A 19,104-nucleotide genomic window follows, 5' to 3' on the forward strand; every position below is an offset into this window, starting at 1 on the left:
ATCATGGCTAAAGCTGCTACTACCATACCAAAAAATGTGGATTTTGACAGCATCCGCAAAGATTTCCCTGTCCTGCAACAGCAGGTAAAGGGGAATCCGCTGGTATATCTGGATAACGCAGCTTCCAGCCAGATGCCTACTCCGGTCGCTGATCGTATTGACAGCTATCACCGCAACGAACATTCCAATGTTCACCGCGGAATTCACACGATGAGCCAAAAGGCGACGGACTATTATGAGGCTACTCGGGAAAAAGTTCAGCGATTCATTAATGCTGTTGACAGCGACGAGATCATATATACCTCTGGAACTACGGATTCTATTAATCTTGTTGCCCATAGTTTTTGCGAGCGATTTGTCGAAGAAGGGGATGAAATAGTAGTTAGTGAGATTGAGCATCACGCCAATATCGTACCCTGGCAGATGGCTGCGAAACGTCATGGGGCAGAGATTAAAGTTATCCCTGTAAATGACAATGGGGAGATTCTCTGGGATGAATATGTCAATCTTCTTACTGAAGATACGGCGATTGTAGCTGTCGGGCATGTATCCAATGCGCTGGGCACTATTCATCCCGTTAAAAAGATGATAGCGGCTGCTCACGAAAAAGATATTCCTGTATTGGTGGACGGGGCACAGGCGGTACCGCATAGTCCCGTGGATGTGCAGGATATGGATGCCGACTTCTATGCCTTTTCATCCCATAAAATGTGTGGACCTACAGGGTTTGGAATCTTGTACGGAAAAAAGAAGTATCTCGATGAAATGCCCCCGTACCGCGGAGGTGGAGATATGATCGACAAGGTTTCTTTCGAAGAAACTACGTATAACATTACGCCTCATAAATTTGAGGCTGGAACGCCGCCTATTGCTGCCGGCATCGGTTTGGGAGCTGCCATCGATTATCTCACTGATATAGGCATGGAAAATATTGCGCTCCACGAACAGATGCTTCTCAACTACGCAACTGAGCAGCTTCTCCAAATTGACGGATTACGTATTATCGGACAGGCAAGAGATAAGGCATCAGTAATCTCATTTGTTTTTGATGATATCCATCCTACTGATATTGGCACGATTCTGGACCAGCAGGGCATTGCCATTCGAACGGGACATCACTGTGCACAAACGGCTATGCGTCGATTTGATGTACCGGCCACGGCCCGTGCGTCAATTTCTTTTTACAATAACAAAGATGATATTGACCGCCTTGTGGAAGGTATCCGAGAAGCCAAGACTTTCTTTACTGAGGAATAAGTCTTCAGTATTGACACTATGAGGTATAATAGATTATATTTAAACTCGTTCTAAATAACGAACATTATTTAAAGCTGATATCCGAAAGCTATGCCGAAAATTAAAGAAATAGAACGCACGCCCAATCCCGACGCTATGCGCTTTGTGTTGGGAGAACCATTGACAAACGGTGTTACCAAATCTTACGAAAGTGCCAGCGATGCCGAAGATGATGAATTGGCATCGGCGCTTTTTGCAATCGATCACGTTATCAATGTCTATTATGTAGATAAATATGTGACGGTAACGCAGGATGGCGACGCTGTTTGGTCAGAATTGCTGCGTCAGCTTGCTCCGCCAATTCGTGAGGCCAAGCCTCAAACTGATTTAGAAGAGGATGATGAGGTACATGCTACGAAGGAAGTACAGGAGACTGACGACCCTCGTCTGCAAGAGATCAATAAATTGTTAGACGAGCAGGTTCGCCCATATCTTCTTGCTGACGGCGGTGGATTAAAGATTTTGGGCCTCGACGGCAATAGATTGAAGGTTCATTACCAGGGCGCATGCGGAACTTGTCCTACAGCGACAAGTGGTACGCTTTACGCTATTGAAAGTATGGTCAAGCGAATTGACCCCGAAATTCAAGTTGTATCAGTTTAAGTAATAAGTAGTTTATGTCCATCTCAATCACTGACAGAGCAGCAGAACGTATAAAGCAGATCCGAGAAGAACAGCAAGTTTCGGATGATGCTAAGTTACGTGTAGGCGTTGTCAGCGGTGGATGTTCCGGCCTTACATACGATTTGGAGTTTGACAAGGGCAATGGTTCATCCGACGATGAAGACCAGGAGTTTGAAGAGAAAGGAGTAAAACTTGTCGTGGATATGCGCAGCTTTCTGTATCTGTCGGGAACTCAGCTGGATTATACCGAGGGATTGGAGGGAGAGGGTTTCCATTTCCACAATCCGAATGCAAATCGCACTTGTTCATGCGGAGAATCATTTTCTGTCTAAGTTATGGCTACAGATACGCAAGGTGAAATTGTTAATAAAGTAAAGCAGTCGGACAAGCTTGTCACGATTGATCTGCAAAAATTTTATGATACTACTCCAAAAGCAGAGCTTGACCTGAAGCAGTTTCTGTTTAAGGAGATGATCCTCAAAGAAGATGATTTTCGTCAGCAGCTCGAAGATTTTGACTGGAGTCAGTTCGACGGAAAATATGTGAGCGTTTATTGCTCTACGGATGCCATCATATCCAAATGGGCGTATATGCTTGTAGGCCAACATCTAACAGGACATGCCGAAGAAGTCTTCAAGGGCCAGGAAGAGGAGATGCTCTTTGAATTATACCGGCGCAAACTGGAGAATGTCGATTGGAGCTCTTACCAGGATAAGTTCGTAATTTTGAAAGGATGCTCCAGTAAAGAAAAGCCCGTGCCTGATAGTATTTACTTGTATGCCACTCAGAAGCTTATCCCACATGTCAAAAAGCTGATGTATGGCGAAGCTTGTTCTAATGTGCCTGTCTACAGGGGATAGCCATCATTTCTCATAAATTATATAAGATCAAGATCTACAACTGTTCGATCTAGCCTGTCCTTGCTCTGCTAAGAGGAACCAGCCAAAGCTCACTTCAAGTGAGCTTTTTAAATGTTCTTAGCCCACGGATTCATCCATAGGTAAAAGAAGGAAGCATTTACTAGTAGAAAAATATCCTGATGAGACGGTATATTCACGTTATATTTGTAAGGTCAAATCCGATACATTACCTTCTGATTACATCAAAAACTTGAATTAAAAAAACAGACAAACGTGTACGCATTAGTTACCGGGGCATCGCGGGGTATTGGAAAAAGTATCGTCAAATCTTTACTTAAAGAAGATGGTCGGGTAATCGGGACGGCCCGAAGCTCTGATTTCCCATCTGAATTCATCAATCATTCCCAGTTTGAGGGTCTGTATGTGGATCTGTCAGATTTTGAGGCGGTAGAGTCAAAGTTGAAATCGGTTTTCCAGCGGAAAGAAGTCCCGAATGTTTTGGTAAATAACGCCGGTATATTTCAGGACTGTGATTATTCAGAAGACGACGAGCCGTGGCTTCAAAACTGGGACCAAACGATGCAGGTAAATCTGCGAGCTCCAGCTTTACTTTGTAAATGGGCCCTTAATCGATGGGTAAAAGAGGAGGGCGGCTTTCTTATTAATGTAGCCTCTCGTGCAGCCTATCGCGGTGATACGCAGGAATATTCGGCTTATGCGGCCTCGAAAGGCGGGCTTGTTGCTATGACGAAAAGTATAGCACGTGATTTTGGTAAAGATGATATTTCGGCTTATTCCATCGCTCCCGGTTTCATCAAAACGGATATGGCTATGGATTCTATTGAAGTTTATGGCGAAGAATATCTGACAGAAGGAATGGCTTTTGACGAGATTACGTCTCCTGACGAAGTAGGCGAACTCGTTGCTTTTTTGGCTTCGGGCAAAGTGCCACATATGACCGGGGCGACATTTCACATCAACGGCGGTAGTTATATGATTTAAAATGGTTTTAACACTAAGACACTAAGAACACTAAGTAATTTTATTGAACACTTTAAAGAGAATAGGAAAGGATGTCTATCAAGCAACGCAAAAAAGATCATGTAGAGCTGACTACCTCCGGTGAGGTCAACTACCAAACGTCGACGGGATTTGGAGACTATCGTTTCATCCATAATGCTCTGCCTGAAGTTGATGTAGAAGATGTCTCAACGGAAGCCGATCTGCTTGGAAGAACCTTTGCTTTTCCTCTGTTTATCTCATCTATGACCGGCGGCTATACCGATGCCGGTGCTGTAAATGCCATAATAGCTGAATTTTGCGAGGAGTATAATCTGCCTTTTGGTGTAGGCAGCCAGCGTATTATGCTTGAAGATGAAGAGGCTATCTCTTCTTTCTCTGTTGTTCGCGAAAAAGCGCCGTCAGCGTTCATTGCCTCAAACGTTGGCGGAGCACAGCTTGTTGGCGGTCTGACACAAAACGAGCTGGAACTGCTTATCGATTCGATAGAGGCCGATGCCGTGATTGTGCATCTTAATCCACTGCAGGAACTGATGCAGCCAGAGGGTGATCGAAAATTTAAAGGTATAGAAGAAGGCTTACGTCAGCTCTGTTCCGATAGCCCGGTGCCCGTTATTGTTAAAGAGACTGGTGCCGGCATTTCAGCCGAAGTAGCAAAACGTCTGCTTATTACTGGTGTCGATGTCATCGATGTAGCAGGGGCGGGGGGCACAAGCTGGGCCAAAGTGGAAAATGAGCGCGCTTCCAATCAAAATCCCGATCCTGATTTTAATGAATGGGGATTGCCTACGCTGGATTGTGTGTTACAAATTCAGAAGTTGAAAAATGAGCACGATTTTGAACTTATAGCGTCGGGCGGCGTTCGCTCCAGTTTTGACATTGCTATAGCGCTGTGCCTGGGAGCAGATTTTGGAGCTGCTGCTCAGCCAGTCATTAAGGCTGTGGCTGATGATGGGAAAAGAGGGCTCGAAAATCTCTATGGAAAATGGCAAAAACAATTGGTCAATATTCTTACACTGCTTGGATGTGAACAGATATCAGAACTCGAGCCGAAACATCTGAAATTAACCCAGTCTCCCGGGTAACATATTGCACTAATTTGTTTATATTTGGCCTTTTGTAAACAGACCCAAAGAAGTTGGAAATTAACGAGCAACAGAAACAGCTATCAGATCTTATAGATGAGAAACTGGCAGAACTAAATCTGCCGGACGAGCCCTCTTTGCTCTACGATCCGGTGCGGTATACCTTGTCGCTGCCGGGAAAAAGAATACGGCCATATCTGACGCTGATAGGGTGTGGGCTTTGTGGTGGTGATACGGACGAAGCATTTTCCGCGGCCATTGCTATTGAACTGTTGCACAATTTTACGCTTCTGCATGACGATATTATGGATAGGGCCGAAACCCGTCGTGGAGAACCCAGTGTGTATAAAAAATGGAACCAGAATGCTGCTATTTTATCGGGTGATGCGATGTATGCAAAGGCTTTTAAACAGCTGCAGTACTACGGCCGCAGTGATCAGTATACAAAGACCCAGTACAGCACAATACTCGACATTTTTTTGGACAGCGCGGAAACGGTCTGCGAAGGCCAGGCTTATGATCTCGCATTTGAAAGTAGCAGTAATGTAACAGTTGATGATTACCTTCATATGATTGAAGGGAAAACGGCTGCCCTTATCAGCGGATCGCTTGCTATAGGTGGAGCCGTTGCCGGGGCAACAGATAAGCAGATCGATGAACTACAATATGTAGGTCAAAAAACCGGCGTTGCATTTCAAATTCAGGATGATCTGCTGGATGCTATTGCCGATCCCGATAAGTTTGGTAAAAAACGCGGCGGAGATATCAGGGAAGGAAAGAAAACATATCTTACCCTGCTTGCGTTACAACGGTGTGATGATCGGCAAAAAAAGGTGCTAACAAGGGTATTAGGTAGTCAGAATAGCGATGCTGAAGATATCAACAAAATCATTGAGCTTTATCATACGTTGGGTGTTGTCGAAGACACCAAAAATGCTATTCTATATCATTATCAGGCCGCTTTGGATCATTTAGATGATTTTGAATCATCTGATTACAAAGATGAAATTGTCGCATTTTTAAATCGTTTGATCTCTCGTGAATATTGAAGCTAAATAAAATATAATGAACAAGATTTACACGTTTACACTTCGAACTGCAATTATTTTACTTGCTCTATCTGCCTTTACAGCCTGTAAAAATGAAAACCTGATTAAGCGGGGAGACTCGCTTGATGTGGCTTTTAAAAAGGCAATGAAGCTGTATCAAGCTGAAGATTACAGTAATGCTGCACAGGCATTTGAAACGGTAGTTGAAATAGGTCGCGGCACTGATTATGGTCAGGAGGCACAATTTTATCTGGCCGAATCATACTATCAGCATGGCCGGTATTTGCTCGCTGCTTCGGAGTATGAACGATATATTTCGTTATATCCCCAAGCCGAAAAGCGAGAAGATGCTCAGTTTAAGGAGGCATATTGCTATTATCAGTTGAGTCCGCGGTACAAGCTGGACCAGCAGTATACTCGTCAGGCCATCGAAAAATTTCGACTTTATAACTCTCGGTTTAGTAACTCGGAGAGGGTGGATGAAGCGGCTAAATATATCACGGAGATGCGTGCAAAACTGGCCAAGAAGCATTACCATTCGGCTGACTTATATATGCGTACCGATCAGTACGAAGCGGCAATAATCTATTATGATTTGACGATCGATAATTATCCAGAAACAATTTGGGCACAGCGGGCTCTGGTGGATGAAATAGCTGCTTATAACACATATGCAAGCCGAAGTATTCGAAGCAAGCAACAGGAGCGATACCAGAAAGCGGTAGAAGCATATGAAAAATTTGTGCAGTTGTTCCCGAACGGTGAGTATCGTTCAGAAGCTGAAGATTATGTTGATGAAGCACGTTCTGCGTTGGCGGATCTGGATGGAGGCAGTGAAACCAGAAATACAACAGCCAGTGCTGACAGTTCAGGCTCAAATTCTGAATAACAAATAATGTCAAATTCTGGTAAAGCCGTTGGCCTTTTAGGGGGTAGCTTTGATCCTGTCCATAATGGGCATGTGGCTATTGCCCGCTCTTTTTTGAACTCTGATTACATCTCTGAGCTCTGGATACTGCTGACTCCAGAGCCTCCTCATAAAACTGAGCAGGTATTTTGCGATTATAAATATCGTTTAAAAATGTTGCAGGGTGCTTTTCGTCACATGAATGGTGTGAAAATAAAGGAAATTGAAAGAAATCTGCCACGCCCTTCATATACTGTTCAAACATTGAAATATCTTGAAAAAGAATATCCTGACTATAATTTCTATCTTTGCCTCGGTGAAGATTCGGTCTTCAATTTCAAAAAGTGGAAAAATTGGAAACAAATACTTGATTTTTGCGAGCTGTTGGTGGTAAGTCGCCCATCTACTGAGGATCTGGATTTGGATCCCGACATTGCCGAAAAAGTGCATTTGGTTGATCACAGGCCGATTGAAATTTCATCTACCGATATCAGAAATCGGATTGCAGAGGGGAGAGATATCTCTGATTTGGTTCCACAGGAAGTGAATAAAATCATCAAAAAAGAAAATCTTTACTTACAAAATTAGTTATGCGTCGCAGTGGATTCCTAAAACTTTTGGGAGCCGGTAGTCTTGGCTCAATATTCAGCAAAGTTTCTTCAATAGATTCACCGCCAGATAAGATACTAAAACCTAAAAGGCTAAAAGAGGGGGATACAATAGGATTAGTTAGCCCCGCCAGCAGACTGCCCCGGGAAAAACAGTATGATGAAATTGTAGAGCAGGTCAGAGATCTCGGTTATAAGGTAAAGCTGGGAAGCAATGCCAGGGAACAGTATGGCTACCTGGGTGGACACGATAAACAGCGGGCCGAAGACATCAATCACATGTTTGCTGATGACTCGATAGATGCTATTATGGCATTTCGCGGAGGATGGGGAAGTAACCGTATTCTTGATCTCCTGGACTACGAGCTGATAAAAAAGAATCCGAAAATTTTTATCGGATTCAGCGATATTACTTCACTACTTTTGGCCATTCATGTGAAAACAGGACTAATAACTTTTCACGGGCCGGTCGGCAAATCCGACTGGACAGATTATACCAAGCATAATTTCAAAGGGACACTTAGTTATGAGCAAACAAGTCTGCTCAGTATTCCTGAAAAAGATTTGTGTGAGGAGTGCCGAGACTTTTATGTGATAACCACCGGAGAGGCGAGTGGCCGACTTCTGGGCGGTAACTTAAGCGTTTTAACATCGATGATGGGGTCAGACTATTTACCGAAGTGGAAAGACAATATTCTTTTCCTTGAAGATGTGGGCGAAGATATCTACCGCATCGATCGCATGATGACACAGTTGAAGCTTAACGGCATCCTTGATCAGATATCCGGTTTTGTGTTTGGACAATGTACCGATTGTGAACGCTCCAATAAGTACAGTCTTACCCTTGAGCAGGTTTTCGACGATCACATCAGGCCGCTTGGCATTCCGGCGTTTTCCGGGGCCATGTTCGGGCATCTCGAAAATATGCTGACGCTGCCTGTTGGTATTAAAACTGAAATTGATGCTCAAAGTGGTTCTATTATGTTAAAAGAGCCTTCGACCACTTGATTTAGCTTGATTTCCCGCCCAAAAATTCTACCCTCTTACGTAATGGAGTTTTATTTTTGTTTGAATACAATAGGTATCTGTTCATTTTTTGTCACCAATAAACGAACCAAAAAAGTGTCGGGGGAATAGTAGATTTTGTCCATATTAAAGTAGGAATCCAGGGATAGCTATTCTACACTAGTAGTTATGCTTAAGCAACTTTCCCCGATTCCCCCGAGCCCCCTGTTTATTGAACCGTGAAAATGGGATAGTTTTCGTTAGTACAGCCTACGTATCCCGACAGCCGTCGGGAGCAGTAAGCCCTTGATCTTTTACGAGTCTTTTGGACCATGTCCGCCTACCGACGTGATCAAGCCAAAAGACGGAACAAATATTTCCGATCCGGCCGAGCCTGTGCCCCGAAGCTCCGAGTATTCGGAGTCGTCTTTACTTTGCTGGTCCCGAATATGTTCTCCCTTAGCTTCAGTCCACTATTCTAAAGCCGCCGTGATTCTAATACCGGAATAATGAAATTGTAAAATTGGTAAAAAAAATCCCCTCCTTAAAAAAGGAGGGGATCGGGGAGGTTGTATGAATTATTCACCAATATTCTACGGGATCTTTCCACCTCAGAAGAAGGGTGAAAAACTGTGAAGAGGCTTGATAGGTTGTCGGCACCGTGTGCTGTACCGACTACAAAATAATCATCTCGTCCCGATGCTCCGCGTTTGGTTCCTTTTGGTGAGTCTGCGGATGCAGAGCGTCAGAACAGATTTCAGCCGCAGAGCAGTTGAAATAAGAGATAGGAATAGAGAGCATTTTCGGAGCCCAAATATTCACCAAACAACCGTCCTCGGTCATCCGTCAAAAATTCCGAGGGAGTTGTATTCCCGAGGATTGCTGTTCGGAGGTACAACCTCCTCACAACTCTAGGGCAGTGACAAGTATTTTCTTAGGATCCATTCTCCCGCGAGTAAAACCAGCACAACAATAAACCACGCTAAGTGCTGATAGGGATAAAAGAAATTGGTTTGCACGTCTTCCTGCTGTTCCAAGAGGCCCCGTTGTTCGAGCTGATTCCAGAATCCTGTGAGCGAGTCGAAAGGCACATAACTACCGCCGGAGCGTTGGGCAATCTGTCGCAAGAGCTGGTCATTGCGATTAATATCGACATATTCCGCATTGGAACTTGCCACAGCAAACTCACCTGATTGCGTATCGAGCGTGCGATCCTCTTTCTGTGCAGTAGCTTCAAACGAATAGATATCCTCGGGCAGTGTGCCGAGGTTAAGCTGATATTCACCGCCGCCGTGATTTTCCATTGTATAAAAACGATCATCCATCGAATCAGAAGAGATAGAGATATCAATTGTACCATCGGGTTCAGCCTCTCCGCGCTCGTTGTTTAAATAGGCATTGATAACAACTTGTTCAGAGCCGGCAAAAGTGGTTTTGGCCGGCTGTATATCCAACAGTTCATTTTCTGGATCGGTGGCGGTCCAGCTGATAATGTTTGACCAAAGCTGCTGCACAAATTCGCGCACTTCCGAATCACTATGCTGATTGAGCCGGAACCAGTTAAAAGCCGTAACAAAAGAGATTCGCTTGTTACCGATTTCTTGAACAGCAATAACGGGGTTTTCTGTCTCTTCGCCCTGAAAGCTGCTGCTGAATAGTTTCGTAGTTCCCGGAGCTTCTTCCAGGTTTTTTATTGGAGCTGAAAGAGAAGGAAGACGATCATATGTGATTGCCGGCAGTTCCATGATTGGATGAGCCGGTGATTTTACCTCCGGATAGATCGAAACAGAAAAGTAATTCCAGCCACCAGTAATTGAGACAGGGAGTGACGAGACTTGCTGCTCAAATCGTTGTGGATCAAATAAGGGGGTGGCTGTGACAACCATCGGCACTTGTTCTGCTAACTGTATCAGTTGTTGTTCTACATCATCTGGCACACCTGTCTGAGGATAGCCGTGAATTACTGCAAGATCCACTGTGTCGGGATCAATGGAGAAATCGCCTTCCATAAAACGATTGCCACGAAGCCAGGTACGGCTTGTTAGATCAGTATTTTGATCCTGCAAAAGTAAAGAACGAAGCAGTTTTACATCGGGATGAATTTCAAAGGCGAGCGATAATATTTGCTGCCTGGCATCTTGTACATCCACCGAAAAACGCTGCACATTGTTGGCTGCTGTCCATTCATCAGCCAATTCGGGAATCTCAATTTTATATTGATGCAGACCTTCCTCATCAAGAGGTAGTTCAAAAGAGACTTCCTGCGAGCTGTTAGAAATTACAGGCGTTACGGTTTCAGTATCGATGATTTCTTCTCCTTTACGAAGCTCTATCGGGAACGACTGTCCTTCAAATCCTTTGCTTGAAATCGTGGCGGAGACCGGGTGCGTACTGTTCAGATAACCCGTTGAGTTTGTGGAGACTGAGGTGACGAGTACATCCTTTTGAAAAGTGGTATCTCCAAGACCGATTGTAAACACCGGTATATCGATGTTTGATGTTTCGAACACCGGGTTTCGTCCTGTTGTATAAATACCGTCGCTGATAAGTATGGCCGCGCTGGCCTCAGATTGATTGCTTTGAATAGCTTGCAGGGCGTTAAATAAATTTGTCTGATCGGCTTCTAAATTGAGTGCCTGGAGATTTGAGGCTTCTGCTTCATCCCCAAATAAAAAGAAGTTGTAATCGACCGATGATGAATCTTCGAAATTCAATTCATCAAGCACTTGCTCATAGCTTTCTGCTCCCTGGTAATCAGTTTTTTCAATTGCGGTACTCTCCGAGTTATCCAACATGACCAGGATTCGCGGGTTTTCGAAATAGGAAATCTCTGTTCTAAAAAACGGGTTAAGCAGGAGAAGTAGGAGGATAAAAAAGACCAGCGAGCGGAGAGCAATTAGTAAATAGCGATATCTCTTGCGAATACCTTTGATACTTCTGTACGACCACCAGGCAAGGGCAGAGGTCGCAATAAAAATTAGCAGATATACCCAGAAGGGCAGAGAAGACTGGAAACCTTGGAAGATAAAATCCACAATGGTTGAAGCTTATATTTCATCCAGCAGCATTTCAATAAGTTTATCGGGCGAAAGTCCTTCGGCCTCTGCTGCATAGTTATTTACAATCCGATGACGGAGAACCGGTTTAGCCAGTGCTCTTAGATCTTCTTCAGAAACATTATATCGCCCATGCATCAGCGCCCGTGCTTTGCCGCCGAGTACCAAATATTGCGAGGCCCGCGGACCTGCGCCCCAGCTCATATATTTCTGGATAAATTCGGGTGCCACATCTGACTGCGGACGTGTTTTAGTAACTAATTCAACGGCTTGATTCAGAACTCCTTCGGGTACAGGAACTTCCCGTACCAAATCCTGAAGTTCCAGAATTTGATTGGCATTTAGAACAGGCTCAATCGTCGCTTCACCAAGGGATGTGGTTTGGCTTACGATCTGTTGCTCTTCTTTCAGCGAGGGATAATCAAGCCACAAGTTAAACATAAAGCGGTCGAGCTGGGCTTCGGGCAGGGGATAAGTACCTTCCTGCTCAATGGGATTTTGCGTGGCCAGCACAAAAAAGGGCGGCTCCAGCGGATAGGTTTCTCCCGCTGCTGTAATGTGAAATTCCTGCATACCTTCGAGCAAAGCAGCTTGCGTTTTCGGCGGCGTGCGGTTGATTTCATCCGCCAAAATGATATTGGCAAATATGGGCCCTTTCACAAATTTGAATGATTTGTGTCCGGTCTCCCGATCATCTTCGATTATTTCAGTACCCGTGATATCTCCCGGCATTAAGTCCGGCGTAAACTGAATACGGCTAAAACTGAGATCCAGAGTCTGCGAAATCGTTCTGATGAGCAACGTCTTAGCTAGACCAGGAACGCCTATAAGCACACAATGGCCTCTTGAAAACAGACATATCAACAGCTGGTCAAGTATATCTTTTTGACCAACGATAACTTTGCCTACTTCATCACGAATTTTATTGACTGATTCCTGGAAAAAATCTACTGCTTCAACCGAATCTTGAGGTATAGTGCTCATATTGTGCTTTTAGGAATTTCGAAATTGCTCCGGAACAGGAATTTTAAATTCTACATACATTTCCTTGCGCAGTCTTTTGATCATTTCGTTCATCTTCCGCTCCTGCTTTTGCCGAAGAGCAATTTCTCTGATTCGCTGATAGTCCTGTTCTAAACTTGCAACATGTTCCGGCACGCGTTCATCGAGACGAACAATGCGAAAAGCTCGTTTAGAATTGTTTTCTTCTCCCATTGTAAATGATTTGGGCTCAGAAATATCGCCGACCTCATCGAGTAACAGAACAATGCGATAGAGGGCAGGGTCGAGCTGTTCAAGAGCAATCAGCCGTTCGCCGGTTTGGGGATTCAGAATGCGTCCGCCTTGAGGTCCAGTATTGGGATCATCCGAGTGCTTGCGGGCCATTTCGGCAAAAGTGATATCATCATTGGTTTTGACCGAATCTTTGATGGCCTCTAATTTATTAATGGCTGCCTGATCGTCATAGCTCTCACTGTCGATCTCAATCAGAATGTGATTGGTATCAATTTGATCGCCCTGCCTTTTATTTAACCTAATAACATGGAATCCAAAACTCGTTTCTACTACCTGGGAAATTTCCCCCGGCTCCAGGGAAGAGGCAGCAGCTGAATATTCCGCAACCAGATCGTCAAGCGACATAAGCGGCAATTTTCCACCGTTTGAGGCAGAAGGCCCATCGCTATGCCGTTTCGCAAGTTCTTCAATCGTTTTACCATGATTTAAAACCGAATCACGTAACTGCTCGGCGAAACGCCGGGCCTGAGCTTCAGCATCTTGCATAGCAGAGGGTACGGCAACAATTTGTGAAACAGCTACCTGCTCGGGAATAGTTGGCAGAGAGTCTTCGGGAATTGACTCAAAGAATTCTTTAACCTCCGGACGGGTAATAGAGATTTCACTTCGTTTTTGCTCTTGAAATCTCTGCACGATCATCTGTTCGCGATAGGTATCCCGCAGATCAGCACGGATCTGGATGATGCTTTGTCCCATTTGGCGTTCTAATTCTTCTTCGCTTCCAACCTGTTCAACATAAGCATTGATTTGTTGGTCGATATTCTGGTCAACCATTTTATCGGAAATTTCAACGGAATCCCTTCTGGCTTGATCGAGCATAACATGTTGATCGACCACATTCTGAAGAACGGTGTACCAGATGTCTTCACCAAACTCTATCTGTTGATTCTGTTGTTGTTGCATCTGCATCATATATTGCTGCACACGCTGGTCAACATCCGACTTGAGGATGACATGATCGTTAACAAGCGCAACAATTTGATCCAGCTTTTTTGGCGAAGATTGTTGTTGTGCTTTAGAAGTGAATGGTACAAGGAAGAATGAAACTGTTAAAAAGAGCAGTAAATATGCTTTATTCATTTGTTGAATTGCTTTCAAGGGTGTCGTCAACCGTTGGATTTTGATTAGATTGCGTAGATAAAACGTTAAAGGTTTCTACTTCATTATTCGATTGCGCCTTAAGATAAAGATTCTTTACATAGGAACTGAAATTTCGTTGGTGATTATCTGTAACCATCCAGTCTTTTATTTCTTCAATCAGCCATTCAAGATCCGGATGTTCACCTTCCGATCTTATTTCTGTCAGCTGAACAAAATGATATACACCATTCACACGCTGAATGGTTGATATTTCATTTTGACCAATCCTGTGTAAATAGCTGTTCATAATATCGATTTCTTTGGCTGCCATAGATATAGGCCAAAATTGACTCGACTCATTAATAGCAACTTCCGGATTGATCGAATATTCTCTTGCGACTTCGGGCCAGGGGACACCTCGGAGTAGATCCTGCCGGGCCGAACGGGCTTCTGAGAGTGTATTTGTTCTCATATGCCGGAATTTCACGTAATCTTCGTTAAGTACAAACTGGTCTTTATTGGCCTGGTAATGAGAACGAGCTTCATTATCAGAAATTTCAAATTTATCCTGAGTGGTGCCGATTACATAATCTTTTAAAGCCTGACGCAAAATTTCTTCACGCGCCTGTTGTAGCTTTTGTTGAACTTCTTCGTTTTGATCCAACCCTAACCTGTTGGCTTCCTGAAGCAACAGTTGCTCCCTTACCCAGTCATCGCGATATCGCATCAGAGCATTTACACTATCCTCAGCTAAAACAAAATCGGGAATATCTTCTGCAGCTTGTTCGATGGTGAGAAATTTTGTACCGACTCTGGCCAGAGCTTCGTCGGAACCGTTTCTGGCAGATTGTTGACAGGAAGCTATGAAGCTAGCAATCCCTAAACAGAAGCAGGCTAAAATAAGTAATCTGTTATGTGAATGAATCATGATTAATTAATATAACATACCGGCTATGGTTGCAGTCATCAAATTAGCCAGCGTGCCAGCTAAAACTGCCTTCAAGCCGAATTGTGCTAACTCCGATTTCCTGCTTGGTGCCAATCCGCCAATGCCGCCAATTTGAATAGCGATAGAGGAGAAATTGGCAAATCCACACAGTGCAAAAGTAGCCATGGTAATAGTTTTATCTGTAAGGAGCCCCTGATTTACCATTTCAGAGAGCTGAGTATAAGCAAGAAATTCATTGAGTACTACTTTTGTACCTAAAAGGGATCCAACGTTAATAGCATCGGCCCAGGGAACTCCCACTATATATGCAATGGGAGCGATAAGCCAACCTAATATTTTTTCAATCGTAAGCGTACCGTCAGTGATCATAGCATTTATACCGGTAACACTGCCAAAACTCTCCATAAAATAATTGCCCATAGCAAGTAAGGCGATGAATGCCAACAACATAGCTCCAACATTTGCAGCTAAAACTAAGCCGGTTTTTGCTCCTGTTGCCGCGGCATCAATGCCGTTGGCATCTTCTTGTTCTACCTGCATTTTCACATCTCCTTTTGTAACAGGTTCATCCACTTCGGGATACATTATTTTAGCGATGACGAGGGCTGCAGGAGCGGCCATCAGGCTGGCCCCAAGCAGTTGTTCCGCAAACATGAGTCGTCCTACATCAAGAGCTACATCATGGGCCTGCGCATAGGAATTGCCCAGCATCTGCACATACGCTGCCATCACGCCGCCGGCGATTGTTGCCATACCGCCAGTCATAACGGCCAGTAACTCAGATTTGGTCATTTTTTTGATATAAGGCTCTACAACCAGAGGTGCTTCAGTTTGCCCGACAAAGATGTTGGAGATAACCGACAGTGATTCGGCACCTGACGTACCCATAAGTTTTTGCATGCCGGTAGCCATATATTTAACAATGCGCTGCAAAATGCCATAGTGGTAAAGGATTGCTGTGAGAGAGGCAAAAAAGATAATTGTAGGCAGTACCTGAAAAGCAAAAAAGTTGCCCATACTGTTTTCCATACCGGGACTCTTGGCCAGATCCCCAAAAATAAACTCTGCACCTTCAGTGGTAAAATCGAGTACGATTACAAAAAAGGAGGAAACCCAGCTAAAAAAATCTTTTGGCCATCCCAACGGTCTCCAATATTCTTCCATTTGTCGGCCTTTAAGGATAAAAACGGCCAAAATGAATTGGATACTGAGCCCCGTTCCCACTAACCGCCAATTTACTTTTCTTTTGTAATTACTGAAAAGAAAGGCGATGCCAACGATAGCCACCATCCCGATCATGCCGCGCAGTATATCAATCATATATTATTCTTGTTCTGTTTGTGATTTTTCTTGCTTCTGGAGGGGAGTCACAGGCTTGCCGCGGCGTTTATCCACGGGAGGACGATAACAATGCCGCGACCGTGGTTCATAAGCTTCAGCTTCGCCAACTAACACCCGGTCATCACTATCTACAACGCGCTGCGAATAATGAGCCATGGTACCACTTTCTGCACAGACAGCATGTAGTTTTGTGACAAATTCTGCTATGGCCAGCAGCTGAGGCATTGGCTCAAAAGGTCGCCCCTCATAATCCATATCAAGGCCGGCTATTATGACCCGTTTGCCATCATTAGCCAAAGTATTAGCAACATTCATCAGTTGTTTATCAAAAAACTGTGCCTCATCAATACATACAACCTGGGCTTCACCTGTGAGCAATACAATCTGATCAGCCGTGTCAACTACCAGACCGGGCAGAACATTTTCGTTATGAGAAACTACATTTTCTTCATCGTAGCGATCATCAACCTTTGGTTTGACAACCACTACTTTTTGTCCGGCAATATGGGCTCGTTTTGCCCGGCGAATGAGCTCTTCTGTTTTACCGCTGAACATTCCCCCACAAATAACTTCAATCCATCCAACTTTTTGTGGTACAAATGACGGTTCGTTAAGCATAAAATTGAATATAAAATGGTTCTGGGATATGCTGCTTTAAAGCATGGAATATATCTGTGTGAGGGTAAAAATAAAAAGATGAATTGTGAGGACAGTTAAAGCTAGTAGTCTGGTCAACCAGTTTATTTACTACTCTTTTTCAAGATCCGTAGCTCCGCTTCTGTACGGGATGAAAGTTCCGAGTAGTCATGGTTATACCACAAAGATTGACAGAGAAAACACAGAGTTTCTTTAGGGTTTATGAGTTACGGGTTGCGGGTAATATGTTTCGAGGTTCGAGTTGTAATTGTCAATTGACGTATTTTAATATATTTGAGATTCCTCATCACCGGTAACCCACCGTTCTTCGGAATAACTTAACAGCGGATGGTGAGCTGGGAAAAGATTGTGTTTTGATTGAGGCAATACCAACTGGTATCACACTTCTATGTCATCCCAATCCCGATACTTCGGGAGAGGGGTCTCAAGGGTATCAAAAGCAAACTTTGTTAGATGATCAAAAGCTCAATCAAAGTTTGAGATCCCTCGTCTCTTTGGTCCTCGGGCTTTTTTATTTCGTTCTCAGCTGTCTACTTCTCATTTTTAAGCCTTCTTAGGAATGCTCACAGCTTCTGGTTTAGCATGCCGAAGCAGGAGCATTGGCATGAGGCTAAGAAGAAAAAAACAGAAGCTACCTGAAGACAACTGGGATCAATAATGAAAAGCAGTGGCATTCCGATCGTAGTGGAGGGATCTCCTTGAATTGATTCGCGTAGGATCTAAATGATTATTTGCAACGTTGTAAGAGTTCAATCTACATATTTAGGTTCAGAGTCATTTTGAAGATACAAGCCGCTCTTTTGTAATCTCTTCAACTGATCTGCAGCCTGATAATGCCATCGTCAATTCAAAGTCAGCGCGATAGTTTTGAATAACTTCTTTCACACCAATTTCTCCGCCCAGAGCCAGGGCATAGACATAGGGACGTGCGAGCAGAACGGCATCAGCTCCCAGCGCCAGTGCTTTAAAAATATCGCTGCCCTCGCGAATACCGCTGTCTAAAAGCACCGGAATTTCGCTCTGCACTTCTTCGATGATAGCAGTGAGTGCTTCAATTGAACTAATAGCCCCGTTTACCTGACGCCCACCATGATTGGATACGATAATGCCATTCATACCAGCCTTAACGGCTTTGCGAGCATCTTCGGGATTAAGAATTCCTTTTAATAAGATGGGGAGATCGGTTAGTGAGCGCAGGAAGGAGAGATCATTCCAGATCAGTGAGGGGCGCGAATAGCATTCAATAAAAGTTTTCACAGCTCTGCGGGGTTCATCTGAAAACAGATTACCCCAGAATCCGCCGGGATAATTCCGGGCCATTTGAATAAGGGCCTTCAAACTGTTCCAGGTTAGCTTCGGCGGCTTATCAGCTTCGGCAAGTTCCGTTTTCATCAGTTCCCTAAAGACGGGATCACTGGTATATTGGGCAATGCCCATGCCGCGTAAGAAGGGCAGATAATCCAGATCCAGGTCGCGCGGCCGCCAGCCGAGCATTGTCGTATCAAGGGTGAGTACAATTCCCGTACAGCCACAATTTTCGGCTCGTCGGATAAAACTCTCTACCAGGTCATTTGAAGTGCTCCAGTAAAGCTGGAACCAACGAGGAGTATTACCCATTGCCGCACTGCACTTCTCCATAGAAACAGAAGCCTGACTCGAAAAAATAAATGGGATATCCTCTGATGCTGCCGCTTTTGCCACGGCCAAATCAGCATCGGGATGTGCCATCTCTAGCACGCCGATCGGACCTAGTAAAAATGGGGCAGGATATTTTTGGCCAAATAAAGAAATACCAGTATCGGGTGACGATACATCGCGCAGCATGCGGGGGACTATCTTCCATTTTTCAAATGCAGAGCGATTGTCCCTCTTAGTCGATTCATTGCCGGCCGATCCCGCTATATAGGCATAAGCTTCTCTCGAAATTTTATTTTGGGCCGCTTCTCTTAATTTATCAAATGAGACTGGTATAGCTCGCTTGTCCCCGCGAAGATTCCCTAAAAAAATTTCGGATTGGCGCTGTCGGCTGAACGACTTTTCAGAAGACATCTTAAATTTCCGTCTCTTTCATCAGCTGGCTCTGCCGGTACATATCTACGAAAATCCAAACTATCGGATAGGGTGGGAAGAGAACCGAAAGAACCAGCTTTATATTTGTAGATCTCGATTTCTCCTGTTGAGATATTCCCGCGATTCCTGCTACCCAGAAAATAAAGCTAAGGAAAATGAAAAAGGCGACTGATATGGAACCCAGAAAACCGAAATTATTGT

At 44.2% G+C, this 19,104-nt stretch carries 17 protein-coding genes; 10 read left to right on the forward strand and 7 right to left on the reverse strand.

Annotation, left to right across the window (positions count from 1 at the left end; all coding sequences use genetic code 11):
- Nucleotides 1-3: 3 nt before the first annotated feature.
- The 10 genes from ACT3ID_RS11610 to ACT3ID_RS11655 all read left to right on the forward strand — a co-directional run bounded on the left by ACT3ID_RS11610 (nt 4) and on the right by ACT3ID_RS11655 (nt 8,457).
- Nucleotides 4-1,257: an aminotransferase class V-fold PLP-dependent enzyme gene (locus ACT3ID_RS11610; protein ID WP_491542202.1), complete on the forward strand. Its 1,254-nt coding sequence runs from the start codon at nt 4-6 to the stop codon at nt 1,255-1,257.
- A 90-nt stretch (nt 1,258-1,347) separates the two neighbouring features.
- Nucleotides 1,348-1,899, forward strand: a complete 552-nt coding sequence (locus ACT3ID_RS11615; RefSeq protein ID WP_491542203.1) for a NifU family protein — start codon at nt 1,348-1,350, stop codon at nt 1,897-1,899.
- 14 nt (nt 1,900-1,913) lie between these two features.
- Complete coding sequence (locus ACT3ID_RS11620) at nt 1,914-2,252, forward strand: HesB/IscA family protein (RefSeq protein ID WP_491542204.1); 339 nt, start codon at nt 1,914-1,916, stop codon at nt 2,250-2,252.
- A gap of 3 nt (nt 2,253-2,255) precedes the next feature.
- Nucleotides 2,256-2,780, forward strand: a complete 525-nt coding sequence (locus ACT3ID_RS11625) for a DUF2480 family protein (RefSeq protein WP_491542205.1) — start codon at nt 2,256-2,258, stop codon at nt 2,778-2,780.
- A 273-nt stretch (nt 2,781-3,053) separates the two neighbouring features.
- Nucleotides 3,054-3,782: an SDR family NAD(P)-dependent oxidoreductase gene (locus tag ACT3ID_RS11630; protein ID WP_491542206.1), complete on the forward strand. Its 729-nt coding sequence runs from the start codon at nt 3,054-3,056 to the stop codon at nt 3,780-3,782.
- Nucleotides 3,783-3,853: 71 nt separating this feature from the next.
- The gene (gene fni / locus ACT3ID_RS11635) at nt 3,854-4,885 is read left to right on the forward strand and encodes a type 2 isopentenyl-diphosphate Delta-isomerase (protein WP_491542207.1); all 1,032 of its coding nucleotides are present in this window, start codon (nt 3,854-3,856) and stop codon (nt 4,883-4,885) included.
- A 53-nt stretch (nt 4,886-4,938) separates the two neighbouring features.
- Nucleotides 4,939-5,934: a polyprenyl synthetase family protein gene (locus tag ACT3ID_RS11640; RefSeq protein WP_491542208.1), complete on the forward strand. Its 996-nt coding sequence runs from the start codon at nt 4,939-4,941 to the stop codon at nt 5,932-5,934.
- A 16-nt stretch (nt 5,935-5,950) separates the two neighbouring features.
- Nucleotides 5,951-6,823 carry an outer membrane protein assembly factor BamD gene (locus tag ACT3ID_RS11645; protein WP_491542209.1) on the forward strand — a complete coding sequence of 291 codons (873 nt, stop codon included), beginning with the start codon at nt 5,951-5,953 and terminating at the stop codon, nt 6,821-6,823.
- A 6-nt stretch (nt 6,824-6,829) separates the two neighbouring features.
- A complete protein-coding gene (nadD, locus tag ACT3ID_RS11650; protein ID WP_491542210.1) occupies nt 6,830-7,429 on the forward strand; it encodes a nicotinate (nicotinamide) nucleotide adenylyltransferase in 600 nt (199 codons plus the stop codon).
- A 2-nt stretch (nt 7,430-7,431) separates the two neighbouring features.
- On the forward strand, nt 7,432-8,457 hold the full coding sequence (locus ACT3ID_RS11655; RefSeq protein WP_491542211.1) for a S66 peptidase family protein: 1,026 nt from the start codon (nt 7,432-7,434) through the stop codon (nt 8,455-8,457).
- Between the two features lie 908 nt (nt 8,458-9,365).
- Here the strand turns inward: ACT3ID_RS11655 and ACT3ID_RS11660 are convergent.
- The 7 genes from ACT3ID_RS11660 to ACT3ID_RS11690 all read right to left on the reverse strand — a co-directional run bounded on the left by ACT3ID_RS11660 (nt 9,366) and on the right by ACT3ID_RS11690 (nt 18,882).
- Nucleotides 9,366-11,489 carry a hypothetical protein gene (locus ACT3ID_RS11660; RefSeq protein ID WP_491542212.1) on the reverse strand — a complete coding sequence of 708 codons (2,124 nt, stop codon included), beginning with the start codon at nt 11,487-11,489 and terminating at the stop codon, nt 9,366-9,368.
- 12 nt (nt 11,490-11,501) lie between these two features.
- The gene (locus tag ACT3ID_RS11665) at nt 11,502-12,494 is read right to left on the reverse strand and encodes an AAA family ATPase (RefSeq protein ID WP_491542213.1); all 993 of its coding nucleotides are present in this window, start codon (nt 12,492-12,494) and stop codon (nt 11,502-11,504) included.
- A gap of 9 nt (nt 12,495-12,503) precedes the next feature.
- Complete coding sequence (locus ACT3ID_RS11670; RefSeq protein WP_491542214.1) at nt 12,504-13,886, reverse strand: peptidylprolyl isomerase; 1,383 nt, start codon at nt 13,884-13,886, stop codon at nt 12,504-12,506.
- Nucleotides 13,879-14,814: a peptidylprolyl isomerase gene (locus ACT3ID_RS11675; RefSeq protein WP_491542215.1), complete on the reverse strand. Its 936-nt coding sequence runs from the start codon at nt 14,812-14,814 to the stop codon at nt 13,879-13,881. Before ACT3ID_RS11675 ends, ACT3ID_RS11670 begins: the two co-directional genes overlap by 8 nt.
- A gap of 6 nt (nt 14,815-14,820) precedes the next feature.
- A complete protein-coding gene (locus tag ACT3ID_RS11680; RefSeq protein ID WP_491542216.1) occupies nt 14,821-16,155 on the reverse strand; it encodes a NupC/NupG family nucleoside CNT transporter in 1,335 nt (444 codons plus the stop codon).
- A 3-nt stretch (nt 16,156-16,158) separates the two neighbouring features.
- Nucleotides 16,159-16,794 (reverse strand): thymidine kinase, encoded by a 636-nt coding sequence (locus ACT3ID_RS11685; protein WP_491542217.1) that lies wholly within the window; start codon nt 16,792-16,794, stop codon nt 16,159-16,161.
- Nucleotides 16,795-17,607: 813 nt separating this feature from the next.
- Nucleotides 17,608-18,882: a lactate 2-monooxygenase gene (locus ACT3ID_RS11690; RefSeq protein WP_491542218.1), complete on the reverse strand. Its 1,275-nt coding sequence runs from the start codon at nt 18,880-18,882 to the stop codon at nt 17,608-17,610.
- Nucleotides 18,883-19,104 lie beyond the last annotated feature (222 nt).

This window comes from Fodinibius sp. GM108 (assembly GCF_058386985.1).